Source organism: Mesorhizobium sp. Pch-S, assembly GCF_004136315.1.
GTDB lineage: Bacteria > Pseudomonadota > Alphaproteobacteria > Rhizobiales > Rhizobiaceae > Mesorhizobium.
In genome coordinates this window covers 4,403,305-4,429,415 of record NZ_CP029562.1, presented here as the reverse complement: position 1 = coordinate 4,429,415, position 26,111 = coordinate 4,403,305, and the positions used below count along the sequence as shown (strand labels likewise).

General features: G+C 61.8%; 32 protein-coding genes and 1 tRNA gene. 17 read left to right on the top strand and 16 right to left on the bottom strand.

The window, feature by feature from the left end; all coding sequences use genetic code 11:
• Nucleotides 1–64 precede the first annotated feature (64 nt).
• The 3 genes from C1M53_RS20790 (at nt 65) to C1M53_RS20780 (ending at nt 1,512) form a co-directional block, all read left to right on the top strand.
• Nucleotides 65–478: a cupin gene (locus tag C1M53_RS20790; RefSeq protein WP_129413956.1), complete on the top strand. Its 414-nt coding sequence runs from the start codon at nt 65–67 to the stop codon at nt 476–478.
• Between the two features lie 106 nt (nt 479–584).
• Nucleotides 585–1,079, top strand: coding sequence for a nuclear transport factor 2 family protein (locus tag C1M53_RS20785; RefSeq protein ID WP_129413955.1), 495 nt, complete (start codon nt 585–587; stop codon nt 1,077–1,079).
• A 43-nt stretch (nt 1,080–1,122) separates the two neighbouring features.
• Complete coding sequence (locus C1M53_RS20780) at nt 1,123–1,512, top strand: hypothetical protein (RefSeq protein ID WP_129413954.1); 390 nt, start codon at nt 1,123–1,125, stop codon at nt 1,510–1,512.
• A gap of 357 nt (nt 1,513–1,869) precedes the next feature.
• On the opposite strand, the gene C1M53_RS20775 is transcribed toward C1M53_RS20780, so the two are convergent.
• The gene (locus C1M53_RS20775; protein WP_129413953.1) at nt 1,870–2,241 is read right to left on the bottom strand and encodes a cupin; all 372 of its coding nucleotides are present in this window, start codon (nt 2,239–2,241) and stop codon (nt 1,870–1,872) included.
• 238 nt (nt 2,242–2,479) lie between these two features.
• On the opposite strand from C1M53_RS20775, the gene wrbA reads away from it, so the two are divergent.
• Nucleotides 2,480–3,079, top strand: coding sequence for an NAD(P)H:quinone oxidoreductase (gene wrbA / locus C1M53_RS20770; protein ID WP_129413952.1), 600 nt, complete (start codon nt 2,480–2,482; stop codon nt 3,077–3,079).
• Nucleotides 3,080–3,190: 111 nt separating this feature from the next.
• Nucleotides 3,191–3,505, top strand: a complete 315-nt coding sequence (locus C1M53_RS20765) for a hypothetical protein (RefSeq protein ID WP_129413951.1) — start codon at nt 3,191–3,193, stop codon at nt 3,503–3,505.
• A gap of 22 nt (nt 3,506–3,527) precedes the next feature.
• On the opposite strand, the gene C1M53_RS20760 is transcribed toward C1M53_RS20765, so the two are convergent.
• Nucleotides 3,528–3,603 (bottom strand) — tRNA-Ile (locus tag C1M53_RS20760).
• 131 nt (nt 3,604–3,734) lie between these two features.
• Between C1M53_RS20760 and C1M53_RS20755 the strand changes: the two genes are divergently transcribed.
• Nucleotides 3,735–4,445, top strand: a complete 711-nt coding sequence (locus tag C1M53_RS20755) for an SIMPL domain-containing protein (protein WP_129413950.1) — start codon at nt 3,735–3,737, stop codon at nt 4,443–4,445.
• Between the two features lie 108 nt (nt 4,446–4,553).
• Here C1M53_RS20755 and C1M53_RS20750 read toward each other — a convergent pair whose 3' ends face one another.
• The gene (locus C1M53_RS20750) at nt 4,554–4,952 is read right to left on the bottom strand and encodes a hypothetical protein (RefSeq protein ID WP_129413949.1); all 399 of its coding nucleotides are present in this window, start codon (nt 4,950–4,952) and stop codon (nt 4,554–4,556) included.
• A gap of 195 nt (nt 4,953–5,147) precedes the next feature.
• Nucleotides 5,148–5,597: a YcgN family cysteine cluster protein gene (locus C1M53_RS20745; protein ID WP_129416289.1), complete on the bottom strand. Its 450-nt coding sequence runs from the start codon at nt 5,595–5,597 to the stop codon at nt 5,148–5,150.
• 158 nt (nt 5,598–5,755) lie between these two features.
• Between C1M53_RS20745 and C1M53_RS32540 the strand changes: the two genes are divergently transcribed.
• The 3 genes from C1M53_RS32540 (at nt 5,756) to C1M53_RS20735 (ending at nt 9,054) form a co-directional block, all read left to right on the top strand.
• Nucleotides 5,756–7,012 carry a hypothetical protein gene (locus C1M53_RS32540; protein WP_348629999.1) on the top strand — a complete coding sequence of 419 codons (1,257 nt, stop codon included), beginning with the start codon at nt 5,756–5,758 and terminating at the stop codon, nt 7,010–7,012.
• On the top strand, nt 7,009–8,046 hold the full coding sequence (locus C1M53_RS32535) for an OmpA family protein (protein ID WP_245488226.1): 1,038 nt from the start codon (nt 7,009–7,011) through the stop codon (nt 8,044–8,046). Before C1M53_RS32540 ends, C1M53_RS32535 begins: the two co-directional genes overlap by 4 nt.
• A 486-nt stretch (nt 8,047–8,532) precedes the next feature.
• Nucleotides 8,533–9,054 (top strand): TIGR00645 family protein, encoded by a 522-nt coding sequence (locus C1M53_RS20735; RefSeq protein WP_129413948.1) that lies wholly within the window; start codon nt 8,533–8,535, stop codon nt 9,052–9,054.
• A gap of 22 nt (nt 9,055–9,076) precedes the next feature.
• Here C1M53_RS20735 and C1M53_RS20730 read toward each other — a convergent pair whose 3' ends face one another.
• The 3 genes from C1M53_RS20730 to C1M53_RS20720 form a co-directional block, all read right to left on the bottom strand.
• On the bottom strand, nt 9,077–9,943 hold the full coding sequence (locus C1M53_RS20730) for an NAD(P)-dependent oxidoreductase (RefSeq protein WP_129413947.1): 867 nt from the start codon (nt 9,941–9,943) through the stop codon (nt 9,077–9,079).
• Between the two features lie 197 nt (nt 9,944–10,140).
• Nucleotides 10,141–10,725: a helix-turn-helix transcriptional regulator gene (locus C1M53_RS20725; RefSeq protein ID WP_129413946.1), complete on the bottom strand. Its 585-nt coding sequence runs from the start codon at nt 10,723–10,725 to the stop codon at nt 10,141–10,143.
• A gap of 8 nt (nt 10,726–10,733) precedes the next feature.
• Entirely contained in the window at nt 10,734–11,603 is an 870-nt protein-coding gene (locus C1M53_RS20720) for a S1C family serine protease (RefSeq protein ID WP_129413945.1), read from the bottom strand.
• A 168-nt stretch (nt 11,604–11,771) separates the two neighbouring features.
• On the opposite strand from C1M53_RS20720, the gene C1M53_RS20715 reads away from it, so the two are divergent.
• A complete protein-coding gene (locus C1M53_RS20715; protein ID WP_129413944.1) occupies nt 11,772–12,725 on the top strand; it encodes a trypsin-like peptidase domain-containing protein in 954 nt (317 codons plus the stop codon).
• A gap of 2 nt (nt 12,726–12,727) precedes the next feature.
• Here C1M53_RS20715 and C1M53_RS20710 read toward each other — a convergent pair whose 3' ends face one another.
• Nucleotides 12,728–13,741, bottom strand: coding sequence for a zinc-binding alcohol dehydrogenase family protein (locus C1M53_RS20710; RefSeq protein ID WP_129413943.1), 1,014 nt, complete (start codon nt 13,739–13,741; stop codon nt 12,728–12,730).
• A 107-nt stretch (nt 13,742–13,848) separates the two neighbouring features.
• On the opposite strand from C1M53_RS20710, the gene C1M53_RS20705 reads away from it, so the two are divergent.
• On the top strand, nt 13,849–14,211 hold the full coding sequence (locus C1M53_RS20705) for a winged helix-turn-helix transcriptional regulator (RefSeq protein ID WP_129413942.1): 363 nt from the start codon (nt 13,849–13,851) through the stop codon (nt 14,209–14,211).
• 5 nt (nt 14,212–14,216) lie between these two features.
• Here C1M53_RS20705 and C1M53_RS20700 read toward each other — a convergent pair whose 3' ends face one another.
• A complete protein-coding gene (locus tag C1M53_RS20700) occupies nt 14,217–15,143 on the bottom strand; it encodes an arginase family protein (protein ID WP_207213027.1) in 927 nt (308 codons plus the stop codon).
• Nucleotides 15,144–15,255: 112 nt separating this feature from the next.
• Nucleotides 15,256–15,681, bottom strand: coding sequence for a VOC family protein (locus C1M53_RS20695; protein WP_129413941.1), 426 nt, complete (start codon nt 15,679–15,681; stop codon nt 15,256–15,258).
• Nucleotides 15,682–15,749: 68 nt separating this feature from the next.
• On the opposite strand from C1M53_RS20695, the gene C1M53_RS20690 reads away from it, so the two are divergent.
• On the top strand, nt 15,750–16,352 hold the full coding sequence (locus C1M53_RS20690; protein WP_129413940.1) for a TetR/AcrR family transcriptional regulator: 603 nt from the start codon (nt 15,750–15,752) through the stop codon (nt 16,350–16,352).
• Here C1M53_RS20690 and C1M53_RS20685 read toward each other — a convergent pair.
• Nucleotides 16,295–17,299 carry a LysR family transcriptional regulator gene (locus tag C1M53_RS20685; protein ID WP_129413939.1) on the bottom strand — a complete coding sequence of 335 codons (1,005 nt, stop codon included), beginning with the start codon at nt 17,297–17,299 and terminating at the stop codon, nt 16,295–16,297. The two genes, C1M53_RS20690 and C1M53_RS20685, sit on opposite strands and share 58 nt — an antisense overlap.
• Before the next feature lie 120 nt (nt 17,300–17,419).
• On the opposite strand from C1M53_RS20685, the gene C1M53_RS20680 reads away from it, so the two are divergent.
• A complete protein-coding gene (locus tag C1M53_RS20680; RefSeq protein ID WP_129413938.1) occupies nt 17,420–18,067 on the top strand; it encodes an FMN-dependent NADH-azoreductase in 648 nt (215 codons plus the stop codon).
• Nucleotides 18,068–18,141: 74 nt separating this feature from the next.
• Here C1M53_RS20680 and C1M53_RS20675 read toward each other — a convergent pair whose 3' ends face one another.
• Together C1M53_RS20675 and C1M53_RS20670 are read right to left on the bottom strand one after the other, a co-directional pair.
• Nucleotides 18,142–18,438, bottom strand: a complete 297-nt coding sequence (locus C1M53_RS20675) for an HlyU family transcriptional regulator (protein ID WP_129413937.1) — start codon at nt 18,436–18,438, stop codon at nt 18,142–18,144.
• A gap of 240 nt (nt 18,439–18,678) precedes the next feature.
• Nucleotides 18,679–19,335, bottom strand: coding sequence for a PadR family transcriptional regulator (locus tag C1M53_RS20670; protein WP_129413936.1), 657 nt, complete (start codon nt 19,333–19,335; stop codon nt 18,679–18,681).
• Nucleotides 19,336–19,596: 261 nt separating this feature from the next.
• Here C1M53_RS20670 and C1M53_RS20665 point away from each other — a divergent pair, with 261 nt between their 5' ends.
• Complete coding sequence (locus C1M53_RS20665; protein WP_129413935.1) at nt 19,597–19,854, top strand: DUF2798 domain-containing protein; 258 nt, start codon at nt 19,597–19,599, stop codon at nt 19,852–19,854.
• Between the two features lie 28 nt (nt 19,855–19,882).
• Here C1M53_RS20665 and C1M53_RS20660 read toward each other — a convergent pair whose 3' ends face one another.
• The 3 genes from C1M53_RS20660 to C1M53_RS20650 are packed head-to-tail and all read right to left on the bottom strand — an operon-like array spanning nt 19,883 to nt 21,840.
• Nucleotides 19,883–20,308 (bottom strand): secondary thiamine-phosphate synthase enzyme YjbQ, encoded by a 426-nt coding sequence (locus C1M53_RS20660; protein WP_129413934.1) that lies wholly within the window; start codon nt 20,306–20,308, stop codon nt 19,883–19,885.
• 13 nt (nt 20,309–20,321) lie between these two features.
• The gene (locus C1M53_RS20655; RefSeq protein WP_129413933.1) at nt 20,322–20,936 is read right to left on the bottom strand and encodes a LysE family translocator; all 615 of its coding nucleotides are present in this window, start codon (nt 20,934–20,936) and stop codon (nt 20,322–20,324) included.
• Between the two features lie 10 nt (nt 20,937–20,946).
• Nucleotides 20,947–21,840 (bottom strand): helix-turn-helix domain-containing protein, encoded by an 894-nt coding sequence (locus tag C1M53_RS20650; RefSeq protein WP_129413932.1) that lies wholly within the window; start codon nt 21,838–21,840, stop codon nt 20,947–20,949.
• Nucleotides 21,841–21,979: 139 nt separating this feature from the next.
• Between C1M53_RS20650 and C1M53_RS20645 the strand changes: the two genes are divergently transcribed.
• From C1M53_RS20645 to C1M53_RS20635, 3 genes are all read left to right on the top strand, one after another.
• Nucleotides 21,980–22,810, top strand: coding sequence for an N-acyl homoserine lactonase family protein (locus C1M53_RS20645; RefSeq protein WP_129413931.1), 831 nt, complete (start codon nt 21,980–21,982; stop codon nt 22,808–22,810).
• A gap of 266 nt (nt 22,811–23,076) precedes the next feature.
• A complete protein-coding gene (locus C1M53_RS20640) occupies nt 23,077–23,766 on the top strand; it encodes a DUF930 domain-containing protein (RefSeq protein ID WP_129413930.1) in 690 nt (229 codons plus the stop codon).
• 167 nt (nt 23,767–23,933) lie between these two features.
• Complete coding sequence (locus tag C1M53_RS20635; RefSeq protein ID WP_129413929.1) at nt 23,934–26,105, top strand: right-handed parallel beta-helix repeat-containing protein; 2,172 nt, start codon at nt 23,934–23,936, stop codon at nt 26,103–26,105.
• The last annotated feature ends 6 nt before the right edge of the window (nt 26,106–26,111 follow it).

Sequence of the window (26,111 nt, the reverse complement as noted above, 5' to 3'; positions counted from 1 at the left end):
TCGAAAACGTCCGCGCACGATTGAGTGGCGTTCGCCGGCATCAGCGAAGCAAAGGGAGGACCTCATGAAACGCGCTTTGATACAGATTTGTACCGCACTCACATTGTCGGTTGTCGCAACCGCCGCACTCGCTGGAACCGCGGTCACCATCAAAAAGTTCAGCATCGCGGATGCTCCGCTCACCAGATTGTATCCGGAGAAACCCATCGAACTTGGGGACGTCATCGACAGAACGTCCGAGAGCACCATGACGGTGGGTTATGGACGCTACAAATCAGGTGAGTCCAATGAATGGACAGTCACCTATGACGAAGCGCTTATCATTACCCGTGGCAAATTCACGGTGGTGAACGACGGCACCGAGTACACCGCATTGCCTGGAGAGGTGATCTATCTCAAGAACGGCACCAAGGTCCTGTACCGCGCGGATGATGATGTGGAACTCGTCTACGTGACCCATCCTCACTGGCGCCAATAGCCGTTCTAACTCGCCGAACCGCGCAGCGGCGTCCGGTTTTCATTTCGAACACGACCCCTGCGCAGTTCACACACGATAGTCGCCGCCTTCCAATCAAGGGGGTTCCATGCATATCGCGCTCCCGATGACTGACGAGCAGCGAAAATTGGTCGCTTTGGAGTACTTCAACGCGATCGACAACGGCAGCACTTCCGACGGTCGACCTTTTCTGGAGTTGTTCGCTGAAGACGCCCAGGTCTTCTTTCCCAAATGGGGGCTCGCCAACGGACGGGTCGAGATCGGCCGCTTGTTTGGGGATGTCGGCGCGACGCTAACGCGAATTCGTCATCACACCGAAGACTTCAACTGGATATTCTCCGGCTCCGAAATCGTCGTCGTCGAAGGCCGTACCAGCGGCCAACACCTCGACGGCTCCTGGGAAATGGACCAGCCAATCTGGGGAAGCGGGCGCTTTTGCGACGTCTTTCAAATTCGTAGTTTTATGATCCAGCGGTGTTTCGTCTATCTCGATCCCGACTACGCAGCAAAGGACACCGGCCGTTACCGGTGGCTCAAAAAAACCGGAAGACCCGCAGCAAGATCACCTTATGCTGGTCTGTAGTGAAGCTTGGCTTGCGTGTCGCAACAGCACCATGATGCGAGAGATGGCAACCATGAATCCCGAAACGCTCACGCTTTTGACATTTCTCGGGCGCGCAGCCGTCTCCTTCTATTTCCTGTGGTCTGCATCGTTCAATACCATCCGTTTTGCTCGGAATGTGGAGGATCTCGCCCGAGCAGGCATCCGCCGCGGCGGCGCTGTTTTGGTTGGTGCGGGCACGATTGCAATGACGGTTGCAAGCCTGCTTTTCTTGAATCCGGCCACGGTGGTCCAAGGCGGTGTTGGCGTGATCCTGTTCACGCTCGGCTCGGATCTGCTCTTCCACCGATGGTGGATCTACCGTGATCCGAATCTGCGCATCGTCCATCAACAATTTGCCTGTGAGCATCTGGCGTTGAGTGGCGGAATTGTTGGGCTGATGGTCGCCGGTTAGCGCCGTATCGGCATCAGGCGAGCGTTGCCGCAACCATCATCACACGGCCAATGATCGCAGCGCAGAACTCGGGAAAATCTCATCCCAAGCGTCGTTGCCCTGCGTTCATTCGATTGGCGAGGTGTCGACTGGGCGACGTTCGATCTGCTCCGACTTCGCAATCAATGAGCAGCTTCATGCCATGAGCAGCGATGGCGCTGACGGCATTGGCGAGACTGCGGACTTAGCCAGAGTTGTTGCCAAGAACACAAAATCCTCTGACTGTGATCAGAAGGCGATCAAACTGGAAAACAAAGGGAGAAGGAATGATTTACAGCCTCACCCCTTACTCCCCTGATAGGCGGCGCGCCTGTGCAGCTAAGGCCGCCAATGTGGGTAGGTTACGTAAACAAGCTCAACGTCCGTATTTGCGCGATAGAAAATTGTCGTATCCTTCTTCAGATAGATCACCTCCCCCAGAGCGGCCGTATAGTCTTCTCCGTCATAGACGACGGTGAAGTTGCCCTTGGTGATAACCAGGGCCTCGTCGTAAGTGACCTTCCAATCGTTGGCTTCACCCGATTTGTACCGGGCATAGCCTATGCTGATGGTGCCACCGGATCTGCGATCTATTACGTCTCCGAGTTCGATGGTTTTCTCGGGATAGAGCTTGCTAAGGGGGGCGTCAGATATATTGAATTTCGCAACTCTCACCGGGGCTGAGCCAGCATTTTGTGCGGGGTTGTCCATGAGGCATCCTTCTTTGCTTCCTGAAAGCGGAATTCGCTTGCAGCCGGCTCAAAGACTAGTCGCCTGATAATCAAACGGTATCGACCACGCTTCGAAAACCGCGTTGCACGACATGCAACAGTCATGGCGGGCGCATGGGATGACGTTGAATGTTGTTTGTTCAACAACACGATGATGCGTTTGCCGAGCCTAGAAGATCCTCTTCCGCACAATATAGTCGGCTTAGGAGGAGTGAGGGATGGCAAGAATTCTCGTACTTTACTATTCGTCTTATGGGCACACCGAGACCATGGCGCATGCCATCTCGGCAGGTGCCTGCCAAGCTGGAGGCCAGGTAGTTGTCAAACGCGTCCCAGATTTGGTGCCGCCAGCCATTGCCGCGAAGGCCGGATACATTGTCAATCAGCCGGTTCCCACAGCCTCTGTCGCTGAACTGCCCTCGTACGATGCGATCATCTTTGGCACCCCGACACGCTACGGGATGATGGCCGCCCAAATGAAGAATTTCCTCGATCAGACAAGTCAACTATGGGCCCAAGACAGGCTGGTCGGAAAACTGGGAGCGGTCTTCACCTCTACGGGTCTTCAGCACGGCGGTCATGAAGCGACAATCCTAAGCTTTCACACCGTTCTGCTTCATCTTGGCATGATCGTCGTTGGCCTCCCCTATAGCTATGGCGGCTTAACCCACATGGACGCACTCGTTGGTTGCTCCCCTTACGGAGCATCCACCTTATCGGGCAAGCGCGGCGAGCGAACTCCCACGGAGATCGACCTTGAAGGGGCAAAGTTTCAGGGGCGCCATCTCGCTAGCCTAGCTGCCAAATTGGCTGGATAAGAAGGCGCGCCAACTGCTACGTTTGCGAACTCGAAATAGTCCCGAAGATGCGCCTACTGGACACGATTGCCGCCACGAAAACCGGGGATCTGCACTTCATCGTCAAGGACGATGGCAAGCCATTTACATCCAAGGAAAGCTTTGGAAATTGGTTCTCTGCCCGGTGCCAAGATGCAAAGATCAAGAAATCCGCTCACGGATTGCGAAAGCTCGGCGCGACGCTCGCTGCCAATGAATGGCGCGAGCGCTCACGAGTTGATGGCGCAATTCGGTTGGCTGAAGGTCGAACAGGCCGAAACCTGCACTCGCAAGGCCGATAGAAAACGCCTTGGCGTCAAATCCTTTGGCCGCGTTGCCGACCAGATGGAGAACACAATATCCCGAACCGAAAAACAGGTTCGGGGAAAATCGAAGAAAATGCAATAAAATCAAAGTCAAAATAGTTGACTGGTGGGCCCGGAGGGACTCGAACCCCCAACCAAGCGGTTATGAGCCGCCGGCTCTAACCATTGAGCTACAGGCCCCACGCGGGCTGGATAGTGTTTTTCGTGTCCCCACACAAGGCTTTACGAGCACTCTCGCCAACATCGCCCAAATCAATCCATATTCGGCGCCTAATCGGGCCATCGCCACTGGCGAACAACGGAGTTTTTCGATGACCAGAGCCTTTTTGCCCCTCGCCCTCGCCGCCGCCGTCGCAATGCCTGCGATCGCCAACGCAGCCGAAGCCCCGCAGCCACCGCGCATCATCGTGTCCGGGGAAGGCGAAGCCACCGTCGCACCCGATCTCGCCCTGCTGTCGCTCAGCGTCATGCGCGAAGCCAAGACCGCCCGTGAGGCGCTCAACGCCAACAACGACGCCATGGCAGCCGTGATTGCCGCAATGAAGGCAGCCGGCATTGCCGAGCGCGACCTGCAGACGGCAGGCATCCAGATCAACCCGCGCTACAACTACACCAACAAACCAGACGGCAACCAGGAAGCGGAACTGATCGCCTACCAGGTTACCAACACGCTGTCGGTGCGCGTGCGGGACATCTCCAAGACCGGTGAGATACTCGACAAGGCCGTGTCGCTCGGCGTCAATCAGGGCGGCGGCATCTCCTTCACCAACGAGAATCCCGCTACCGTTGTCACCGAAGCACGCAAGAAGGCCGTGGCCGACGCCATCGCCAAGGCGAAGACGCTTGCGGAAGCCGCCGGCGTCAGCGTCGGCAAGGTCTTGGAAATCACCGACCAGAGCTATGCACCTCCGCCCATGCCGATGAACGCCAAGGCCTATGACGCCGCCGGCGCTTCGGTGCCTGTGCAGGCCGGCGAGAACGCCTACAAGGTCATGGTCAACGTCACCTTCGAACTGAAATGATGCAGCGGGGTGCCGGGTACCGAGCACCCCGTCTGTCGGGTCACAAAAAGAAGGCCCCGGAGGATCGCTCCGCCGGGGCCTTCTTTTTGAACCTTGCGGCCTAGCGTCTTAGCGGTAAAGCACCGGGCAGCCACGTTCACGGCCGAATACGACCATGGTGCGCTCGCCGTCCTGGCGGCCGGCGACCTTGATCACGCGACGATTGACGTCGACGATGCGAGCCCGCCAGATACCCATGCGCTCGGCCTTGTTCAGTGCCCATTCCGGCGAGCAGCCGGGACGATCACGGTCCCAGCCGCGATCGCGGCGATCCCAGCCCCGCTCGCGGTCCCAGCGATCGCGGCGCCAGTCGCGCTGGTCGCGGTCACCGGCGTAGACGCCGAAGCGCGGCTCGCCGCTGCCGAGGTTCAGATAGATGCCGTCGGCCTGCGCGGTGGCAGGAACGGCAGCGAGAGCGCCAAAAGCGACGAAAGCCGAAAGTGCGGCAGCCTTGATCTTGGTCAACATGATCTTCTCCTTGTGGAAGCCTGTTTGCTGTGAACCCTGTTCGCCGAAGCGATGATGTGACCCTAGCGGGACATGGCTGAACCGAACGGGAACCGCTCGTTCATGCGAGGTTCATTTCGCTGATGACCATAGTCGGGCATGGAAAAGGAATGGCGGCGTGGCCGCATGCATGCCTGTTCGACGGCTCGCCCTGTTTCAGGGCTCCTCGTCGAGCACATAGTCGAAATAGTCTTCAGGCTCAGCGAGATCCGTCTCGCTGGCGCGTACCCGGCCACGCATCGAGATGCCTGCCTCGTGCACGGTCTCCGCGCTGCCGGAGAGCAGGCGGTGCCACCAGTAGAGATCATGCCCTTCAGCGACGAGCCGATAGGCGCAGGTCGACGGCAGCCAGCTGATGGTGCGGACATTCTGCGGCGTGAGGCCGACGCAGTCGGGCACCTTGGCCAGACGGTTGGTGTAGTCGTGGCAACGGCAGGTGCCGGCGTCGAACAGGCGACAGGCGACGCTCGTCCAGTAGATTTCGCCGGTATCTTCGTCCTCGAGCTTCGACAGGCAGCACTTGCCGCAACCGTCGCACAGCGATTCCCATTCCGCGGGAGACATCTCCTCCAGCGTCTTGGCCTTCCAGAAGGGTTCGCTTTCCATCCGGCGCATGTGGCGCGCCGCAGCCGCGACGTCAAGCGTCTCCGGCCGGTGTCATCAAAACGCCTGTTCGATACCCCTACTCTCACCGCTGCGGCTCTTGCCGGTCGAACCGACCGCGCCTACGGGCCTCGGCAGCGTCCCTGCACAGGAGATTCGATATGAAACGCCAACAACGGATTCTGACCGGAACCGCTCTCGGCCTGCTGATGGCTTCGACGCCACTTGCTGCCCTGCCAATCAAGAACGACCCGGCAGCAAGCGTGCCTTCCCCGCTGATCCTTGCGCAGGCCGAAGGTGACGGCTCGGCCGAAAGCGGCCAGCCACCGGTAGAACAGGCTGCGCCGGAGCCGCAACCTGAACCCGCTGTGGCCCCCGAACCCGCACCGGTTGTCGAACAGGCTCCTGCTCCGCAGCCAGAGCCGGTTGCCGCACCTGAACCCGTTGCGGCGCCCGAACCCGCGCCGGCTCCGGAACCGACACCGATACAGGCACAGCAGGAACCGGCGGCAGAACCACCTGCCGAGCCTGAACAGCCGCGCAAGAAACGCAAGCAGAGCGAGGAACAGGCCGAGCCGGCGCCGGCAGAGCAGCCGGCACCAGCGGAAGCTGCCCCCGTCCAGCAGGAAGCGCCTGCCGCCGAACCGGAACAGCCGCGCAAGAAGCGCAAGCAGAGCGAGGAACAGGCTGAGCCGGCACCGGCAGAGCAGCCCGCGCCCGCCGAAGCTGCTCCCGCGCAGCAGGAAGCCCCAGCCGCCGAGCCGGAGCAGCCGCGCAAGAAGCCCAGGAAGGAGCAGGTTGAACCCGCGGCCGAGCAGCCGGCGCCTCTCGAAAAGGCGCCGGACGCCAAACCCGAGCAGAAACCTGCTGAGCAGGAGCAGAAGCCGGCCGAAAACAAGCCAGTCAAGGAAGAGCCCGCAGCCAAGCCAGCGGAAGAGCCGACACAAGCGAAACCCGACGAAAAACCGGCTGAGCCGGCAGCAAAACCGACGGACAAGCCAGCCGAACAGCCTGCTGCCAAACCGGCCGAACAGCCGGCCCAGGGTGGTGAGAAGCCGGCGGCCGAGCAACCCAAGCCCGCAGAGCCTGCCAAGGAGGGCGAAAAGCCAACGACCGGCGAGAACCCGACTGATCAAGGCGGCACGGCAACCAAGCCTGCCGAGCAGCCCGGCGAACAGCCAAAACCCGGCGAGCCGACCCAGCCGGCGCAGGGTGGACAACAACCGGCACCAGCCGAAGGTGTCCAGCAACCGGCGACCGGAGAGCAGAAGCCAGCCGGACAGACGACCGGAGCGCCGGCCGATCCCAATGCCGCGCCGATCTTCGACAGCCAGAAGGAAACCCAACCTGCGGTCGGGGCCAGAAGGGTGGCAGCACCCAGCCGCAACAGCCTGGCCAGCCTGCCGGGCAGCCGGTGACACAGCCTGCCCAGCCGGTTCAGCAGCCGACGGAAAAGGTGCCGCCACCCAAGGACGACAAGGCGGCTCAGGTGACGATACAGCCGGAGAAAATCGCTCCGGTGACGGAGGAGAAAGGCACGCGGCTCGAACGCGCACCGGATTTCGACATACGCCGGCGCCCGCGTCCGGAAGGGGCCGATATCGTCAAGAACTACGGCGATCGCACGATCATCCAGTTCAACAACCAGATCATCGTCGAAAGCAACGACCGTCCCCGCATCACCCGTGACGCCCAGGACGTCTATTACGAGGACCTGCCGCGCGGCCGCACCCGCGAGACGATCGTGCGCGACAATGGCAACCAGATCATCACCATCCGCAACCGCAATGGCGATATCATCAGGCGGTCGCGCATCACGCCGGACGGGCGCGAATATGTGCTGAGCTATGTCGACGAGCGTTATTACGAAGATATCAGCGAATGGCGCGACCCCGGCGATGAGCTGCCGCCGATCTACATCGATATTCCGCGCCGGGAATACATCCTGGAGTCGGAGTACGTCCAAAGCCCCGACGACTACTATGTCTTCCTGGAGCGTCCGCCGGTGGAAAAGGTCAAGCGTCTCTATTCGATCGACGAGGTCAAGCGCTCGGCACGCGTCCGCGACATCGCCCGCCGCATCGATCTCGACACGCTGAACTTCGAGTTCGGTTCGGCAACCATTCCCGAAAGCGAGGTCGAGAAGCTGCAAGGCGTGGCCGAGGCCATGCAGAAGCTGCTGGCCAAGAATCCGGCCGAGACCTTCCTGATCGAGGGCCACACCGATGCCGTCGGTTCGGACGTCGCCAACCTGGCGCTGTCCGACCGCCGCGCCGAGGCCGTCGCCAACGCTCTGAGCAGTGTCTTCGACGTCCCGCCGGAAAACCTGAGCACACAGGGTTACGGCGAGCGCTACCTCAAGGTGAAAACGCAGAAGCCGGAACGCGAGAACCGGCGCGTCGCCATCCGCCGCATCACGCCGCTGGTAGCGCCGGTCGCCAGCGCAAAGTAGGCGCCTAGCCGCTGGAGCGGTTCACCGTTTCTGTGAACCGCTCCAGCTTTCTGTCCGAAGCAATTGCGGACGGAGAACCAACGCACTTTTCCTGGAATTGCTTGACCTGTTGCCTCACGCAATTCCGGACGAAAAACCGCTACGCACTTTTCCTGGAATTGCTCTGCGGCATTGATTCGCCACAATGGGAGTCCCAGATATTAACAGGGTTCCCTGCCCCGTCCCGTCCTGAACGGGACGTCAAGAGGCCCGGCCGGCTTACTCCACCGACCGGGTCTTTTGTTAGGATCAATCGGAATCAACGGATCCGGCTTGGCGCATTCGTGTCCTGCCAGGACGCACCACCCGCCAGGACGTTGCCGTTTTCTTGGAAAAGCGGACACACCCTGACTTTTGCTTCCGCGCAATTCCGGATGCAAAACCGCTACACACTTTTGCTCGAATTGCTCTACAAGACGACGCCGACTGGAAGCACGGACGCATTTTATGAAACGCCTCGAACTCGCCATCGAATCCATCATCCTGGCCTCGCGCTGGCTTCTGGTGGTGTTCTATCTCGGGCTGGGCCTGGCGCTTGCCATCTATGCGCTTTCCTTCGGCAAGAAACTCTACGAATTCGTGAGCACCGTCATGGTGCTGGGCGACACCGACACGATCCTGAAAATCCTCGGCCTCATCGATGCCGCCCTCGTCGCATCGCTCGTCGTCATGGTCATCATCTCCGGCTACGAGAACTTCGTCAGCCGTTTCGACGAGCATGAGGGCAAGGTGCACTGGCTGGGCACGATCGATGTCGGTTCGCTGAAGGTGAAGGTCGCCTCGACCATCGTGGCGATCTCGTCGATCCACCTGCTGCAGGTGTTCCTGAACTCCTCGTCCTACTCCACCGACCAGTTGATGTGGCTGACCATTATCCACCTCACCTTCGTGCTTTCCGCGCTGATGCTGGCTTATATCGATCGTCTGATGGGGCACGGAAAAGACGACAAAAGCCGTTCGCCCGACTGATCCTGGCGTTCGCCGATCGGTTCTAAAACAGCCCGGTCACCTTGGTTTCCGAGCGCGCAAACACCTCATCCGGCACAAAGAAGTCTCCGGCCAGAGGCCCCTTTGCTCCCGGCGCGTATTTCGAGAAATCGCTGACACCTTCAGCGCGCAGCACTTCCTCATCGATGTAGAAATTGCCGGTCGCCTCGCGCGACGAGCGCGTCAGGATTGCATGTGCCGCATCTGCCATGATCTCGGGCGAACGGCTCATCGCCGCGACCGTTTCGCCACCGAGCAGATTGCGTACCGCCGCGGTGTCGATCGCCGTCAACGGCCACAGCGAATTGACTGCGATCCCCGCCGGGGCGAATTCCGCACTCATGCCCAGCGTGCACATCGACATGCCGAACTTCGCCATCGTGTAGGCGACATGGCCCTTGAACCACTTGGCTTTCATGTCGAGCGGCGGCGCCAGATTCAAAATATGAGGGTTTGACGCTAACTTCAGGTGCGGAATGCACATTTTGGAAACGAGAAACGTACCGCGCGTGTTGATCTGATGCATCAGATCGTAGCGTTTCATGTCGGTTTCGAGCGTGCCGGTGAGCTGGATGGCACTGGCATTGTTGACGCAGATGTCGATGCCACCGAAACGCTCGACGGTCCTTGCCACGGCTTCCGCGACCTGTGTTTCCTCGCGGATGTCGCACAGCACCGGGAGCCCTCGGCCACCAGCCTTTTCGATCTCTTCGACGGCCGTGTGAATGGTACCGGGCAACTTGGGATGCGGCGTGTCGGTCTTGGCGGCGATGGTGACATTGGCGCCATCGCGGGCGGCGCGCAAGGCGATCGCCAGCCCGATGCCGCGCGACCCGCCGGAGATGAACAGTGTTTTTCCCTTGAGCGACATGCATCGGCCTCCCTGCAGCAATGACCGATCCTTGCCCGACCGGGACAGGGATGCAAGATGCGAGCGCCTTTGACGATGATAACGCTGGGGAGACTAGAGCATTTCTGGCGAAAACAGAATCGCCGGCAATGCTCTATCTTCTTGTTTTGACGCAATTTCCGGACGCAAAAGCGCTACGCACTTTTGCTGGAATTGCTCTAGACCAGCACCAGGCCCTGCCGCATCGCAATCGCGATCGCGTCGGTGCGATTGGCTGCTCCAAGCTTGGTCAGGATCGCCGCGACATGGAACTTGGCGGTATGCACGGAAATGTCGAGCCGGCGGGCAATCACCTTGTTGGGCGCGCCCTCGGCAAGCAGGGCCAGCACCTCCGCCTCGCGCGGCGACAGCGACGGCCGCGCCAGGATCTCGTGTTCGCCATGATGATCGCCTGTCTCGGCCGGGAAGCCGGCATCCAGGGCCTCTTCATCGCGCACGGCGTGGTATCCGGCCGCCGCCAGTCGCGCCGCGGCAGCGATCAGCCCGTGCTCGGCATTCGGCGGCAGGACGGCGAAGACGCGGCCCGCATTGCCGTTGACGGCGGCGACGGGACGAGACGACAGGAGCACCAGCGGCGCATCCAGCTGAAGGCCGGCATTGTCGACGATAGCCACATCGACGCCTGACCCGCTGCCAGCCGCAACAGGCGCGAACTCCTCTCCCGCGGCCAGCGACGCAGACAGCCGTTCGGCCCGCCCGGCATCGCCGAGCGCGATCAGCACTGTCAGTCGCCTGTCTGCCATCGATCCTCTCAGTTCAGCGGCTTTTCACCGATCGTCACGGCAACCTCGTTGCGGCTGCCACCGCGCAGGATGCCGAGCTTGACTTCCCTGCCTGCACTGTCCGGCCCCAGCCTGCGCATCAGGTCGCGAGGCCCTCCCACCGGTTCGCCGTTCCAGGCCACGACGATGTCGCCGACATGCAGGCCGGCAGCCTTGGCCGGACCGCTGCCGTCCAATCCCATCACCATGGCGCCGATGGTGTCGCCGTCACGCGCGGGATGCAGGGCCGCGCCCAGATAACCGCGCACGACATGCCCTTTTTCCTTAAGCACAGCCACCGTGCGCTCGATCGTCTCGAACGGGATGACCAGCGCGCGGCGGCGTGGTCCGAACAGAAGCATGCCGATCAGCCCGCCTCTGGCATCCAGCACAGGGCCGCCTTCGAAACGGCTGCCAGCACCGACCGCGAGGTTGATGCGACGGTCGATCGTACCGCCACGCATGGAACGCCAGGCAGGCCCCACCTCACCGACCGTTCCAAGCACCGCAAGAGCCGCGCCATCGCTGTTGCCGAGCGCAATCGCGACATTGCCGGGGCGCAGGGCTGCCGCTTGTGTCAGCACCGGCAGACCAGTTCGTTCGGTCTTCAGCAAGACCACGCCCGTCGAGGGATCGCGGCCGGCGAGCGTCGCCTTGGCACGTTCACCAGAGCCGAGCGTCAATTCGATTTCATCGTCGGCATCCAGAACCTCCTCGGCGGCAACGAAATAGCCGGCGCCCCAGTGGAAGGCTGAGGTGGTGCGGCCATGGTGCGCGTTGAGACTGGCGACGGCAGCTGCCGCGCCTTCCGCGATATCGGCGACGGCGTCCGAGAAGGCGCCAAGATTGAAGTCGCTCATGATGACCTCCGGGATTGTTGGTTCCCCAGATATCGCTGGCTCGCACCGGCAATGATACTCGCCTGACGGCTAGGAAGAGCGGCTGCTGGCCATCTGGTCAGGTCGCGGTGAAAGCCGTTGCTCCGCACATATAGGCATCGATCCGCGTTTTCACATGGGAAGCCTGCCATGGCGCTGCCAGCTCTCGATCCTGCTCCGCGGGACGACACCCTGCTTGATGCCTATTCCACCACGGTCGCCGACGCCGTCGACCGCATCGGCCCCGCTGTCTGCCGCATCGAGCGGATTGGTGGGCGCGCGGGGCACGGTTCGGGTTTCGTCATTTCGCCGGACGGCTTGATCGTCACCAATTTCCACGTTGTCGGCGATGCGCGAGCGGTGCGTGTCGCCATGCCCGACGGCACGGTCGATGAAGGACGTGTGCTCGGTGCCGACCCGGACACCGACATCGCGCTGGTGCGCGCTGGTGGCTCTTTCGCCAATGTCGCACCGCTCGGCGACTCCAAACGGCTCAGGCGCGGCCAGATCGCGATCGCCATCGGCAACCCGCTGGGGTTCGAGTGGACGGTCACCACCGGTGTCGTCTCGGCGCTCGGTCGTTCCATGCGTGCCACAACTGGGCGCCTGATCGATGACGTCATCCAGACCGACGCGGCGCTCAATCCCGGCAATTCCGGCGGTCCACTTGTATCCTCCGCTGGCGAAGTCATCGGCGTCAACACCGCCATGATCCCCGGCGCGCAAGGCATCGCCTTCGCGGTCGCTTCCAACACCGCCAATTTTGTCATCGCCGAAATCATCCGCTTCGGCCGCGTACGCCGCGCCTTCATCGGCATTTCCGCCGACACGACCAACCTGCCGCGTCGGGCAGCCCTGCTTTCGCAGGTCACCAGCAGCACGGCAGTGCGGCTGCGCAGCATCGAGCCCGGCGGCCCCGCAGCAAAGGCCGGCCTGAAGGAAGGCGATATCATCGCCGCGATCGACGGGCGGCCGGTGACCGGCGTTGATGATCTGGTCCGGATGCTCGATGCCGAGCGCATCGGCCGCGAGACGGTCTGCACCGTGCTGCGCCGCACCGGCATCAGCCGCATCGCGGTGACGCCGGTGCCAAGAACCGGCTGAAATTACCAGCCGGCAAGCACGATCTTGCCCAGCGTCGTGCCGGATTCGATCTGGGCGTGCGCACGCATCAAATTCGCAGCCGAGATATTTCCGTAGTTGTCGGTGATGGTCGACTTGACCTTGCCGGCATCGACCAGCCCGGCCACCCTGGTCAGAAGCTCATGCTGCCGGATGACATCTGCGGTCTCGTATACTGGCCGAGCGAACATCATCTCCCAGTGCAGCGACAGCGCCTTCGATTTGAACAGCATGATGTCGAAGGATTTCGGATCATCGATCAGCGCCACCCTGCCCTGCGGCGCGATCAGCTTGGCGATCTCGCCGGCGTGTGCATCGCTGTGGGTCAATGAAAAAACGAAAGCCGGCGCCCCGACACCAAGTGCTGCGACCTGATCCGCCATCGCCTTGCTGTGGTCGATCACATGATGCGCGCCGCGCGCCTTCACCCATTCGACCGTTTCGGGCCGTGAGGCGGTGGCAATGACCGTAAGGTCAGTCAGTGCGCGCAAGAGCTGGATGGCGATCGAGCCGACACCACCGGCAGCGCCGACGATGACGATGGCGTTGGCCGCGCCGGCAACCGGCCGGGTCACATCCAGCCGGTCGAACAGCGCCTCATAGGCGGTGATCGACGTCAGCGGCAGGGCGGCTGCCGCCGCGAAATCCAGGGAGCGAGGCTTCAGTGCCGCGATCCTCTCGTCGACGAGATGGAATTCGGCATCCGAGCCGGGCCGGTTGATGGCTCCAGCATAGAAGACCTCGTCGCCGGGCTTGAACAGGCTCGCTTCGGGACCGGTTTCAACGACAACGCCGGCGGCATCCCAGCCTAGCACCCTGTGCTGACCATCGACCGGTTTCGCGTTGGCACGGACCTTGGTGTCGACCGGGTTGACCGAAACAGCCTTGACCTCGACCAGTATGTCCCGGCCAAGGGCCTTTGGGCGCGGCAGCTCTATGTCGACGAGGGACGAAGGGGCCGAGATCGGCTGTGGTTCCAGATACCCAATGGCGCGCATGGCATGTCTCCTTTTTGCGTACATGCCAGATGTGCTTTATGTACATTGATCGCAAGAATGCACTTTTATTGTACATAGTGTCGAAAATGATACCGTGGAGACATCCTGTGGGCCGCATCCGTCATCAAGATCTGCGCAATTCCCCGGCCTGCCCGGTGGAAGGCACATTGGAACTCATTGGCGGCAAGTGGAAAGGTGTCATCCTCTACCACCTCATCCAGAAGGGCACGCTTCGCTTCAACGAATTGCGCCGCAAGATGAACGTCACCCAGCGCATGCTGACCAATCAGTTGCGCGAACTGGAGACGAGCGGCCTGATCGACCGCAAGGTCTACGCGGAAGTTCCTCCCAAGGTCGAATATTCGCTGACCGAGCGTGGGCGGTCACTGGAGCCGATCATCCTGGCCCTGAAGCGCTGGGGTGACGATAATATTCTCGCCACAGATTACGTCGCGCCAGGCAACTGCTAGCGATCTCATGTTCCTGCAGGCGGATTGAATCCGTCGAACACCTTGCGCAGGAAATTCACCAGCCAGACCGCCAGTTCACCATTCGGATCCAGATCCGGATCGAAGATCGTCACGTTCATGCCGACGCAACCCGGCCTGGCGACCAGCGCGGCTAGGATGGCAATGAGCTGATCCGGATCGATACCCGGACTGCCGGGAGAATCGACCGCCGGCATGACCGCCTGATCGAGCGCGTCGACGTCGAAATGCACCCAGTGGCGACCGTGGCTTGCCAGCACGGGCTCGGCTTTGGCAAGAACTCCTGCTGCGCCAAGCTCCTGTGCGGCGAAGACATCGACCTGTGTGATATCCGTGGCTTCGATGTCACGCCAAGCGTAATCGGTATCGCGGTTCTCACGCTCGCCGATCTGCATCACCTGATCGTCGTGGAGCAAGGGGCCTGCTATGCCCGGCCAATCGGTGAGCAGTGTTTCGCCGCGCCCCGTTGCGGCCGCCAGATCCATGCCGGCGGCCGAGCCAAGCGGCAGGTTGTCGTCGTCATTGCCGGGATGACGGAAGTCGCTGTGGCCGTCGACATGAACCAGCGACAACGGTCCCGAGCGTCGCGCACCCGCCAGGGCGCCGAGCAGGATCGTGCAGTCACCGCCGATGATGAGCACAAACGCCCCTCGCCCGATCGTATCGGCGACAATATCTGCCAGTCGCAGGTTGAAGCTCCGGATCGCAGGACCATTGCGCAGTTTCGTGCCCGGCTGCGGCTCGGTGCTGTAGGCAGGGCGTTCCAGATCGATGACCTGCGCCGGCGCCAGCGCTTGGATGAGACCGGCCTCCGTCAGCGCCTGCGGCGCCCGCCATGTGCCGGGCTCATGGCGCGGCCTCAGTGGACGCAAACCAAGGTTGAAGGGAGCTCGGATAAGGTTGATGTCACGCATGGAAAGGGCCCGTTTCAACGGGCCCAGCATAAGTTGCACGTGATGTCGGCGCCATCTCGCAGAGGCACCCCGGCGGTTCGCTACCGACATGCCCTGTCAGTTGACTTACCGGCTACTTGCCGACTGCCTCAGGCGCGAATTGTGCCAGGAACTCCTCGCTCGGAGGGATCGGCTTGATGACATCAATCAGGACCCCGTTCGGATCGCGGGTGATGAAATGGCGCTGGCCGAATGCCTCGTCACGCAGCGAACGCAGGATCGGCAACCCGGCCGCCACGATCCGCTCATGCACGGCATCGACATCCTTCACCTCGAAGTTGATGAGCAGCCCCGACGCACGCCCCCGTCCCTCCACCGGGATGGTCTCATGGTCGCCCTGCACGATGCCGAGATTGACGCGTTTGTCCTCGGACGACTGCAGGTGCACGTACCAGTCGCTTTCGAACAGGGGCTTGAAGCGGAAATGCTCGACGTAGAAGGCGGTGGTGCCGGCGACATCGCCGGTCATCAGCACGGGATAATAGCTGGTAGTTTTCATGGCTTTCCTTCCTCTCGAAATAAACATACAGTCTGCATGTAGATTGAATTAACATACAGGCTGCATGTATGCAAGAGGCGAATTCGCGCCGGTCCAACCGTGACCGCACCGAGGCCACGCGCGGCGAGCTGATCGCCGCCGCACGGCGGCTTTTCACCGAGAAATCCTACGCGGAGACTGGCACTCCGGAGATCGTGGCCGCAGCCGGCGTCACGCGCGGCGCGCTCTATCATCACTTCGCCGACAAGCAGGCGCTGTTCCGGGCCGTGGTCGAGGCCGAGGCAGCTGCGGTCGCGAAAACGATAGAACAGGCCACTCCGCGCACGCTGTCAGCACGGGACGCGCTGCTGGCCGGCGGCGAGGCCTATGTCGCGGCCATGAGCCTACCCGGCCGCACGCGGCTGCTGCTGCTCGACGGGCCGGCGGTGCTCGGACGCGCCGAGATGGACGATATCGACGGCCGGCACGGCAATCGCACCTTGCGCGAAGGACTGGCAGCGACCATGCGCGCAGGCGACCTGCCCAAGCTACCGCTGGAAGCGCTGACATCCCTTTTGGGAGCGGCATTCGACCGTGCCGCGCTCGCAGTCGATGCGGGCGCATCCGCGCAGGACTATCGTGCCGTGCTTGCCGCAGTCGTCGACGGGTTGATGCGCAAGACCTCTTCCTGATCCGCCGTTCCGTGCCTTTTCCGGTCGCTCATCTGCTGCAGCGTCGAACAGGCAGTCGGCAATTCCTGCCTGAACCGCTCGATCAGCCAGGTTCCTGCCGGCCCGGGCGGCGCATCCGCCCGGTAGAAGGCATGCAGCGGGTAAGGCCGCTCCGGATAAGGCTCGAGATCGAGCACCTTCAGGCGCCCCGCCTGCACATCCTGCAGGATCATCCAGGTCGGCAGACCGCCCCAGCCAAGGCCGGATACGATCAGGTCCCGTTTTGTCCCCATGTCCGTCATGCGCCAGGTGCGATAGGCAAAGACGCTGAATTCCTTGCCTTCGGTGACCTTGCTGACGTCGGAGACGACGAGCTGGATATGCTCGCGCACAAAAGACAGCGGCACCCTGCCTTTGTACATTGCCAGCGGGTGGCCCGGCGCAGCGACCGGCACCATCGAAGCCTCGCCGATGCGCACCGACACCAGATCGTCGCCGAGATCACGCGGCGATCCGCCGAAGCTCAGATCGCTGAGCCGCCGCGCAAGCTGCTCCCAGATCACGCCGAGCGCGCCGACGTTGAGTTTCAGCGTTACGGATGGAAATTCGGCCTCGAAGGCTGCCAGGGCCCTGACCAGGGCTGGCGAAGGCACCGTCACGTCGACGGCAATCGTCACCTCCGCCTCCAGTCCGCGCTTCAGCCCGTCGGCGCGGGCGCGGATATCCTGCAGGACGCCGACCATGCGACGTGCATCCGCCAGCATCGCCTTGCCTTCGACGGTGAGTATCGGCTCACGGGTGCCTTCGCGGGTGAAGAGCCTGAGTTCGAGCTGCGCCTCCAGATTGGCGATGGTGTAGCTGATCACCGATTGCGCGCGGTTCAGATGGCGCGCCGCACCGGAGAAGCTGCCGGTTTCAGCCACGGCCAGGAACACCTGCAATTGGTCGAGGGTCGGGTTCGCCAACATAGCTTATCTAATCCATGGATATATTCGATAGATATTTTCCCAATTTTTTAGATCGATGTCGAGCGCTATCTGTCTCTTCGAAATCAGGCGGTCGCCCGCCATCACCAACGGAGAGCTGAAATGTCCAACATCCTTCTCGTCACCTCGAGCCCGCGCGGCGAGGCTTCGCATTCAACCCGGGTCGCCACCGAGCTGGCCAACAAGCTGCAGGCTGCCCTGCCCGGATCCACGCTGAAAAAGCGCGATCTCGTTGCCAATCCGCTGCCGCATATCGAGCCGGATTATGCCAGCGGCATTTTCACGCCGGCGGAGGCACGCACGCCTCGCCAGACCGAGGTTGTCTGTGTTTCCGACGCCGCCGTTGACGAACTGCTTGCCGCCGATCACATCATACTGGCCACCGGCTTCATCAATTTTTCGATTTCCTCGACACTGAAATCCTGGATCGACCACATCATGCGTTCCGGCCGCACGTTCTCCTACGGTGCGAACGGCCCGCAAGGTCTGGTTACGGGCAGGAAGGTCTATGTGGTGCTGGCGTCGGGCGGCGTCTATTCCGAAGGTCCGGGTGCCGTGATGGACTTTGCCGTCCCGTATCTGAAAAGCGTGCTGGCCTTCAACGGCATGACCGATGTGGAAATCATTCGCGTGGAAGGTGCCGCGAAGGGTGAGGAGGCATTGAATGCCGCACTCGCCAAAGCCGGAAAACAGGTCGACGCACTTGCCGCCTCGGTGGCCGGATCAGCTCTCCAGGCTGCCGCGGCCTAACAGAGTCGACCAAAAGCAACAGCCGCCGTGTCGCCACGGCGGCTGTTGTGTTTTCGGGGCCAGAAAACGACAGGTCAGCCGAAAATGCGCTCGCCTTGCTCGTCGATGAGCTGCACGCCCTTCTTCAGCGTGATGTCGACGGCATCATCAAGCCCGGCAAAACGGTCGGCACGGATGAAACGGTGTTCCTTCACGACGCCATCGATCTCCTTCGAGATGACACCGCAGGTCTGGTATTGCCCGTCCGCCTTGTACGGCGTCGCCGCGATGCTGAAACCCTTGTGCTCGATCTCCTTGACCGGCTTGGCCTTGCCAGGTTCTTCCGGTTCACTGCCGCCGCCACCACCGAAGAGACGTTTGAAAAAGGACATGGGGCGACCTCCACCGATTCAGCAACGCAGTGGTTCAAAGACAGCCTGCGCGGGTTCCACCGTTCAGTAGCCGTCCTGACAGCAACGGGCAAGCGCGCTGGGATCCATCGGCCTGCCCCTTGCCTGTGCCGTCAGAGCGTTTCCGTTTTTCACGGAAACGCGGAGATGCTCTAACTCTTTGTTTTTACGCAGTTCCGGGCGGAAAACCGTGACATACTTTCCTGGAATTGCTCTAGTGGCTCAGCGCTTGACCAGCGTCTCCAGCGCCTCGGCAGCCTCCTTCAGGATGCTGGCTGCTTCGGCCTGCTTGTCGGCAGGTGCCTCGAGGATCTCGGCAAGTGCCGCACGCAGGCGGCGGCGAAGCAGCTTCAGTTCCGGATTGCGGCGTTCGTCGTGGTCGTGGCGCCGCTCGCGATCGTCATCCCAGCCGAACCACTCGCGCGCCTTGGCCATCTTGGCGCTGACCCGCTCGAGATGATCGAGCGCACGCTCGACCATGTCGCGGTTTTCCTCCAGATGAGCCGCACCGGCCTCGGTGATGGAAAACACCTTCTTGGCACCTTCGGTGGACGAGATGGCATAACCGGCTTCTTCCAGGAAAGTCAGCGTCGGATAAACCACGCCCGGGCTCGGGCTGTAGATGCCGGAGGAACGCTCTTCCAGCGCCTTGATGATGTCGTAGCCGTGGCGCGGCGCATCCGACAACAGGGAAAGCACGATCAGCTTGAGATCGCCATCGCCGAACATGCGGCCGGCTCTCAGCATTTCGCCGGGGCCGCCATGACCGCGCCGGCCGTGCCCGAAGGGACCGTGACCGCCACGGCCGCCGCCGAAACGACCGGCCATGTGCCAGAACGCGCGCTCGGCGCGCTCCCCGAATGAATGATGTCTGTGCATATTTAACTCCATGCGTTATGTCTTACGATATATCTTAATTAAGATGCCGCCCTCGATGAGTCAAGATATATCTTACGATGCATCTTACACGTGTTGAAGCAGATATTGATTCTTATGAACGCCGCCGCTATATGGGCGGCGAAGGCGATCGCCTCTCCGTAAGCGTCTGACGTCAAGCAACGCATCCAATCCCGGTTCTGCCGGGCTGCCCACGAGGCCAAGGATGCCCTGCTGTGAACCGGAGCTTTTCGGAAAACTTCCATGACAAACGATACCACTCGGCGCAGGCGACTGCCTGCACGCTACGCTGCCATCATCAGCCCGCTTGTTCTTTCGCTGCTGATGACCTTCATCGTCTCGTTGATCTCGACGCTGAAGAGCCTCGGCCTTCACCCGTCCATGCCCAGCATCTGGATGGTCGCCTGGGGCCTGTCCTGGCTGGTCGCCTTTCCTACCCTGCTCGTCGTTCTGCCGATTGTGCGCCGCATCGTCGGGATGGTCTGCGAGCCGGCACGTTGAGCGGAGGTGCTTCGGCACCTCCCCTTCTTCAGGCGAGATGAAGCAGTACCTCCCGCCGGTGCGGAAGGTTGCGATGCTCGAAAAGATAGATGCCTTGCCATGTCCCGAGCCCAAGACGGCCGCCGCAGACAGGGATCGAGATCGAGACCAGCGTCAGCGCGCTCTTGATATGCGCCGGCATGTCGTCCGCCCCCTCGAAACGATGGACGAGATAGTCCATCGAGGGATCATCTGCCGCCGGCACCAGCCTGCGGAAGAAGGCTTCCAGGTCGCGCCTCACATCCGGATCGGCATTTTCCTGGACGACGAGCGAGCAGGACGTATGCCGCACAAAAGCGGTCAGCAATCCTGTTTCGATTCCGGCATCGACGACGAACCGTGCGGTCTGATCCGTGAACTCGTAGAGCCCGGGACCACTGGTCGTGATGGTGAGCAGTTTCTGCGTACCCGCCAGTGTCTCGATGCCTCTATTGCTGCGTGGTCAGGGCCAGCTTTGCGCTGAGCGCCACGAAGGCGGCGGCGAAGCTGCGTCTCAACCACGTCATCACGCGCACGCTGCCGATGATGCGGTCGCGCACCGAAGCCGCGCACAGGCCATAGATGGCAAAGATGATGAAGGTCGCTGCCATGAACACGCCCGACAGTTCCAGCATGCGCGCCAGCACATTCGGTTCGTTGGGCGCGATGAATTGCGGCAGGAAGGCCACGAAGAAGATCGAAAGCTTCGGATTGAGCAGGTTGATGAGCACGCCATCGATCAGGACCTGACGGACACTGCGGGCATCGGGCTTCGCCTCCACCTTCAGCGCACCGTGTTCGCGCAGGCTCTGCCAGGCCATGTAGAGCAGATAGGCAACGCCGGCATATTTCACGACCTCGAAGGCGATGGCGCTGGCATGCAGCAGGGCCGCCAACCCGGTCAACGCGGCAACCAGATGCGGCACGATGCCCAGCGTGCAGGCGAAAGCCGCCAGCACGCTCGCCCGTCCGCCGCGCGAGAGCCCCGCGGCAAGCGTATAGACGACGCCGGTGCCCGGTGAGGCGACGATGATCAAAGTGGTGAGCAGGAATTCGGGCGACATGGGCGTCTCTTCAGTTGGACGGTTCGGGTGAACCCTGTTGACGTACCACACTTGGCGATGCGCCATAAAGACCACGGAACTGGCGGCCGAAATGCGAGCGTGAGGCATAACCGGCCGCGCTGACAGCAGCCGTGACGTTCCCCTCGCCCCTGGCAAGGACATCGTGAGCAAGCTGCATGCGCGTGGCTGAAAGCACCACCCTCAGCGAAGTGCCCTCGCCTGCAAGCTGACGACGCAATGTCGAGGCGCCCATGCCAAGCGCCTGACCAAGCATCTCGGCCGTCCAGCGCTGCGCCGGTGCCGAAGCGACCAGCAACGCAATACGTTCCGGCAGCGAGGCTTCAAACAGCCAGGCTGCAGCCGGCACGTTGTGCAGCAGAAGCAGCACTTCAGTCAGCCTGTGCTCGGCCAGCAACGCCGCGTGACCGGATGCGGCGAGCACAGGCGCAGCGTGGCAGAGCGCCGTAACCAGATCTTCCGACAGTGGCACACGCAGATCGAGCCCGGCAGCGGCGGCTCTGGACGGTCGGCCAAGGCGACGCACCGATTCCGGCACATGATCCACTTCAACGATAAGGGACTCGTAGATGCCGCTCGTCTCGGCCGGCACATTGACGACGTCGAAGGCTCGCCCATGCGGAAAGACGAACACGTCACCTTCTTCGAAACGCTGCCCGGCGTCGCCCAGCCAGATCTCCTTGGAACCGCTGAGAACGACGCCGATAAGCGGCTTCTCGTTGCTGATCCGGGCAAGCCGCTCAGCCGTAAAACAACAATAGCTGAACAGCTGCCGTCCATGCGGGTGCATGCCGGGCCGCTTTTGTGGTCGTGCCGGGTCGAGTGCGAGCGGCCGCAATGCCTGCAACAAGCGCTTGGCAAGACGGGACGATTTCGTGTCACTCATTCGCCCAGCCTAGTCCGCCGCTGCGTATCTGCGCAACACGAATGAGCGTTTCCGGCACAAAATTCGAGCACTTCCGACACCACTCGCGCGACGCCAGATCGTAGACCTCGATCCACCGTCAACACAGGATCGAACGACGATGCTCAGAAATTTCATCTTCGCAGCGGCTATCGCCACCACCGCGGGCACCGCAACTGCCGCACCGCAGGTTGAACTGTGGCGCCTCGATTGCGGTCGCATCGCGGTCGGCGATCTCAGCGTCTTTTCCGATACCTTCGCCTATGCCGGTGAAAAAAGGACGCTTACCGACAGTTGCTACGTTGTCAGGCACGGCAACGACTACATGCTGTGGGACACTGGTCTGCCTGCTGCACTGCTCGGCAAACCACTCGCGGCCAACGACGTGCTGGCGCCGACGCTCGACCGCACGGTTCCGGATCAGCTCAGGGAGATCGCCATCAAACCGGAAGCCATTAGCCTGATTGGAATCAGCCACTATCATTTCGACCATGTCGGTCAGTCCGCCAGTTTCCCGAAGGCACGCTTGATGATCGGCAGGGCCGATCTGGAAGCGCTGAAGTCGAAGCCGGTGCCGTTCGGCGCCGAACCCTCCCTCCTGGCGCCCTGGCTCAGCTCTGGTGCGCCGCTGGACGCTGTTGAAGGCGACAAGGATGTCTTCGGCGACGGCTCGGTTGTCATGCTGTCTACCCCCGGCCATACACCCGGCAGCCACGCGCTGCTGGTACGGCTCGCCGAGAAGGGACCAGTCCTGCTCAGCGGTGATGTCGCCCACTTTGAAAAACAGTTCGAGACGGGCGGTGTCCCACCCTTCAACACCAACCGGGCCGACAGTCTCGCTTCGATGACGCGACTGCAGTCGATGGCCAGGGCGCTTGGCGCAACCCTGATCGTCCAGCACGATGCGGACGATGTCGCCAAGCTGCCGACCTTCCCGGCCAGCGCGAAATAGCCGGCCCGAAAAGACAGCCCGGCCAATGACTTGGCCGGGCTTTCCGAATCTGCTCCCGAACGCGTTGAATCAGTTTCTCCGATCGAGACTGCTGCCGGTCGACGGCCCCGCGCATTGCAAAAGCGTCACTTCCATTCATCACCAAACTGCCGCACTGTTGCCTTTGGGTCTTGGGTGTCGTTGTCCTCGCGTTTTGACGAAACCCTGCCTTGCGCCCTCCAATTGTCACGATCGAGCCAACCGCTGCCGCCAGAAGCACTGGCGTTGTGTCCGCTTCCGTACTTTCACCATCACAGGGCGCGCATGCCGATTTGCGCCTCAGCGTCGGCGCGTCCTGCCTGCTGCATCTGTCGCTGCTGGCCGCTGTGATGTTGCTGCCCATCCCGCAAACTCTGCGGCTACCCCCAATCGAAAGCATCAAGGTCGATTTTGTGCCGGCGCCGAAGCCACCGGAACCGGTGCAGCAAGGCAAACCAGCCGTAGCGCCCAAAGCTGTGCCGAGTGCTCCTGCAACGCAGCCGGTCACCCAGGCCCCGCGCCCAACACCCGCCGAGCCACCGATGGTCAAGGCCGAGAAACTCTATTCAGCGCAGGTTCTTGCCGATCCGCGCAGCCGCAGCGCGCGCAAGGCTCTGCCGCAACTGGCGCCGCAGGAGCGGGTCATCCAGCTCTGCAACATAGAGGCCCTCGCGCAACTGCGCCGGCAGGGAACCGGCTTCCAGCCCGACATGGTCGTTCCATACGCGATGAAGGATGCGAAGGTGACGGACCATGCGCTCGAGGCAAAAGGTGCGGCGATGCGCAGCAGAAAGCATTGGTACGGGCTCGCGTTCAACTGCGAGGTGGCACCGGACCTCAAGACCGTCGTCGCCTTCGAATTCCTGCTTGGTGCGGAGATTCCACGAGACCAATGGGCAGAGCATGATCTGTCCCTGGACGACGGCCCCGCCGATTGAGCCAACATGCGTCCAGCCTCTGGGCTAACAGGGCCTACCAGACAACCCTTTGAATTCCTGCGCGAAACAGGCCTTGCCATTGGCTCTGTATATCTTCGGATATAACTGGACTCTTTTAATCAGGTATAATATCCGAACGCCGTTCAATCGGAATCCAAAAGCCTGTCATGAAATTCCCAAGCCTGTTCGCAGCGGCGCTGATCAGCGGCACCGCCCTCTCCAACCATGCCTTTTCGCAAGTCCAGCAACCGATTCTGGAAGTCGACGGCAATCTTGCCTATGGCAGCGGCACTGGCGGCATCGGCCTGTTCCTGCCCTGGCAACTCGACAACGGCAATGCCGCCTTCTTCGACGCCAGCGGCAGCTTCGTCGAAGGTTCGGCGCGCCAGGGTTCCTTCGGCCTCGGCTATCGCCATCGCGCCGCGAATGACTGGGTCTATGGTGCCTACGGCTATTTCGACAGCTTCAACAGCGAGTACGGCCACAACTTCAAGCAACTGTCCTTCGGTGCCGAAGCGCTCGGGCCGCTCTACGAGGCACGCGCAAACGTCTACCTGCCGCTGACCGACGAGAAGGCCATCGCCAGCCTCAGCCGCGTCTTCATCACCGGCGACGAACTGAAATTCCGCGCCGGCGGTGAAATTGCCCGCGGCGGTTTCGATGCGGAAGCAGGTGTTCGGCTGCCACTGTTCCCGGAAGACATGGCTGCCCAGATGAAGATCTTCGGTGGCACCTATTGGTACGACGGCAAGGGAGCGATTGACGACACGCTCGGCATCAAGGCACGGGCGGAACTGAGCTTCGCCGGTCTTCCCGATGTTTCGGGCTCGACATTGGCGCTCGGCGCTTCTGTCTCCTACGACAAGCAGGACCGCAGCGAGTTCGCCGTCACCGCGCGCCTGCGTGTTCCGCTCGGCGGGTCCAGCCGTGTCGGCCAGGAAGCCTTCGACCCGATGTACCAGCATGTCGAACGCGCCGATTTCATCCGCACCTATGCCGGCGCTACAGGTGCCGTGGAGGCGGCGGAATTCGCCTCGGATGGCCGCAAGGTTGGCAAGGTGGTCAACGTCTCGGCCGCCAGTGGCGACGCCAGGGCCATCAACGCCGCGTTGACCGCGGCCGGAAAGGACGCACTTGTCCTGGCCAGTGGCGACATCACGCTTGGCCAGACCATGCAGCTTGGCGTCGGGCAATACATGCTTGGCGGCGGCGGCGTCATCGCGGTGCGCGGCACCACCAGCCGCTTCGAGGCCGCCTTCCGCAACGATGGCGCCGCAACGCGCCTGAGCGGCTCAAATCCACTCGCCAACGTCGTCGCCATGGCCTCGGGCAGCACGATCGACCATCTCGCCGTCAGCGGCGGCCTGAGCGGTATCGCCAGCAACGGGGCAGCCGGGATCACGGTTCGCGATGTCCAGATCAGCAAGACCGCCGGCGATGGCATCCGCCTCGACAATGTCACCGGCGCACTCGTCGAAAAGACATCGATCCGCGACCTCTACATCTGCAATAACAATTCGGACTGCGAATTCGCGGTCGGCAACCCGAACCGCGCGCCTCATGCTGCAATCAGCGCCCTCGGCACCAGCGGGTTGACCGTACGCGACACAACCATCGACAGCGTCACTTACGGCATCTTCGCCGGCAGCCGCATCGACGACAACGACTGGCCACCGGTCATCACCCAGGCGGCCAACGGCATCACGCTCGACAATGTGACGATCAGCAAGTCACGGCGCGAAGGCGTGCTGCTGGTCGCGGCAAAAGACGTGACCATGAACAAGGTGACGGTCGACAACTCCGCGCAGGGCCTCGACATGGACCTGGTCGTGCTGCAGGGCACGTCGAACGTCGCCATCACCGACATGACGCTGAAGGGCGGCATCAATGGCCTGATGCTGGTTACCGCGTCGACCCTACCCGAGGAAGCCAGGACCACCAATGTGCGTGTCAACGGATTGTCGGTCGACAGCACCCGCAATGCCGGCATCTTCTTCAACCCGGTCTCCGACATTCATTTCAAGGATGTCGTGATCACCAATGCCGGCACCTATGGCGCCTTCGTCTATGGCAGTGATTGGGATTTCCTCGGCGGGCCGGTGAAGGACATCACCTTCAGCAACATGCGCATCGAGAACGCCGCGAAAGCCGGCCTCTATTTCATGGGGCCTGCCGTCGATGTCGGCGGCGACGTCACGATCAAGGGCACACCGCGCAATTGCCTGGTGTCGAGCTTCGGTTCCTATGTAAACGGTTCGCTGACACAGTCGCCCGGCACGTCGCTGCTTCTCAATGGGCGCGAACTCAACGCCGGTAATTTCAAGACGAATTGTCTCTGATCAGAA

What these genes read in the sequence shown, in the direction of transcription:
- C1M53_RS20790 (WP_129413956.1), top strand. Translation starts at nt 65, where the DNA reads ATGAAACGCGCTTTGATACAGATTTGTACCGCACTCACATTGTCGGTT.
- C1M53_RS20785 (WP_129413955.1), top strand. Translation starts at nt 585, where the DNA reads ATGCATATCGCGCTCCCGATGACTGACGAGCAGCGAAAATTGGTCGCT.
- C1M53_RS20780 (WP_129413954.1), top strand. Translation starts at nt 1,123, where the DNA reads ATGGCAACCATGAATCCCGAAACGCTCACGCTTTTGACATTTCTCGGG.
- C1M53_RS20775 (WP_129413953.1), bottom strand. Translation starts at nt 2,241, where the DNA reads ATGGACAACCCCGCACAAAATGCTGGCTCAGCCCCGGTGAGAGTTGCG.
- wrbA (WP_129413952.1), top strand. Translation starts at nt 2,480, where the DNA reads ATGGCAAGAATTCTCGTACTTTACTATTCGTCTTATGGGCACACCGAG.
- C1M53_RS20765 (WP_129413951.1), top strand. Translation starts at nt 3,191, where the DNA reads ATGGCAAGCCATTTACATCCAAGGAAAGCTTTGGAAATTGGTTCTCTG.
- C1M53_RS20755 (WP_129413950.1), top strand. Translation starts at nt 3,735, where the DNA reads ATGACCAGAGCCTTTTTGCCCCTCGCCCTCGCCGCCGCCGTCGCAATG.
- C1M53_RS20750 (WP_129413949.1), bottom strand. Translation starts at nt 4,952, where the DNA reads ATGTTGACCAAGATCAAGGCTGCCGCACTTTCGGCTTTCGTCGCTTTT.
- C1M53_RS20745 (WP_129416289.1), bottom strand. Translation starts at nt 5,597, where the DNA reads ATGGAAAGCGAACCCTTCTGGAAGGCCAAGACGCTGGAGGAGATGTCT.
- C1M53_RS32540 (WP_348629999.1), top strand. Translation starts at nt 5,756, where the DNA reads ATGAAACGCCAACAACGGATTCTGACCGGAACCGCTCTCGGCCTGCTG.
- C1M53_RS20735 (WP_129413948.1), top strand. Translation starts at nt 8,533, where the DNA reads ATGAAACGCCTCGAACTCGCCATCGAATCCATCATCCTGGCCTCGCGC.
- C1M53_RS20730 (WP_129413947.1), bottom strand. Translation starts at nt 9,943, where the DNA reads ATGTCGCTCAAGGGAAAAACACTGTTCATCTCCGGCGGGTCGCGCGGC.
- C1M53_RS20725 (WP_129413946.1), bottom strand. Translation starts at nt 10,725, where the DNA reads ATGGCAGACAGGCGACTGACAGTGCTGATCGCGCTCGGCGATGCCGGG.
- C1M53_RS20720 (WP_129413945.1), bottom strand. Translation starts at nt 11,603, where the DNA reads ATGAGCGACTTCAATCTTGGCGCCTTCTCGGACGCCGTCGCCGATATC.
- C1M53_RS20715 (WP_129413944.1), top strand. Translation starts at nt 11,772, where the DNA reads ATGGCGCTGCCAGCTCTCGATCCTGCTCCGCGGGACGACACCCTGCTT.
- C1M53_RS20710 (WP_129413943.1), bottom strand. Translation starts at nt 13,741, where the DNA reads ATGCGCGCCATTGGGTATCTGGAACCACAGCCGATCTCGGCCCCTTCG.
- C1M53_RS20700 (WP_207213027.1), bottom strand. Translation starts at nt 15,143, where the DNA reads ATGCGTGACATCAACCTTATCCGAGCTCCCTTCAACCTTGGTTTGCGT.
- C1M53_RS20695 (WP_129413941.1), bottom strand. Translation starts at nt 15,681, where the DNA reads ATGAAAACTACCAGCTATTATCCCGTGCTGATGACCGGCGATGTCGCC.
- C1M53_RS20690 (WP_129413940.1), top strand. Translation starts at nt 15,750, where the DNA reads ATGCAAGAGGCGAATTCGCGCCGGTCCAACCGTGACCGCACCGAGGCC.
- C1M53_RS20685 (WP_129413939.1), bottom strand. Translation starts at nt 17,299, where the DNA reads ATGTTGGCGAACCCGACCCTCGACCAATTGCAGGTGTTCCTGGCCGTG.
- C1M53_RS20680 (WP_129413938.1), top strand. Translation starts at nt 17,420, where the DNA reads ATGTCCAACATCCTTCTCGTCACCTCGAGCCCGCGCGGCGAGGCTTCG.
- C1M53_RS20675 (WP_129413937.1), bottom strand. Translation starts at nt 18,438, where the DNA reads ATGTCCTTTTTCAAACGTCTCTTCGGTGGTGGCGGCGGCAGTGAACCG.
- C1M53_RS20670 (WP_129413936.1), bottom strand. Translation starts at nt 19,335, where the DNA reads ATGCACAGACATCATTCATTCGGGGAGCGCGCCGAGCGCGCGTTCTGG.
- C1M53_RS20665 (WP_129413935.1), top strand. Translation starts at nt 19,597, where the DNA reads ATGACAAACGATACCACTCGGCGCAGGCGACTGCCTGCACGCTACGCT.
- C1M53_RS20655 (WP_129413933.1), bottom strand. Translation starts at nt 20,936, where the DNA reads ATGTCGCCCGAATTCCTGCTCACCACTTTGATCATCGTCGCCTCACCG.
- C1M53_RS20650 (WP_129413932.1), bottom strand. Translation starts at nt 21,840, where the DNA reads ATGAGTGACACGAAATCGTCCCGTCTTGCCAAGCGCTTGTTGCAGGCA.
- C1M53_RS20645 (WP_129413931.1), top strand. Translation starts at nt 21,980, where the DNA reads ATGCTCAGAAATTTCATCTTCGCAGCGGCTATCGCCACCACCGCGGGC.
- C1M53_RS20635 (WP_129413929.1), top strand. Translation starts at nt 23,934, where the DNA reads ATGAAATTCCCAAGCCTGTTCGCAGCGGCGCTGATCAGCGGCACCGCC.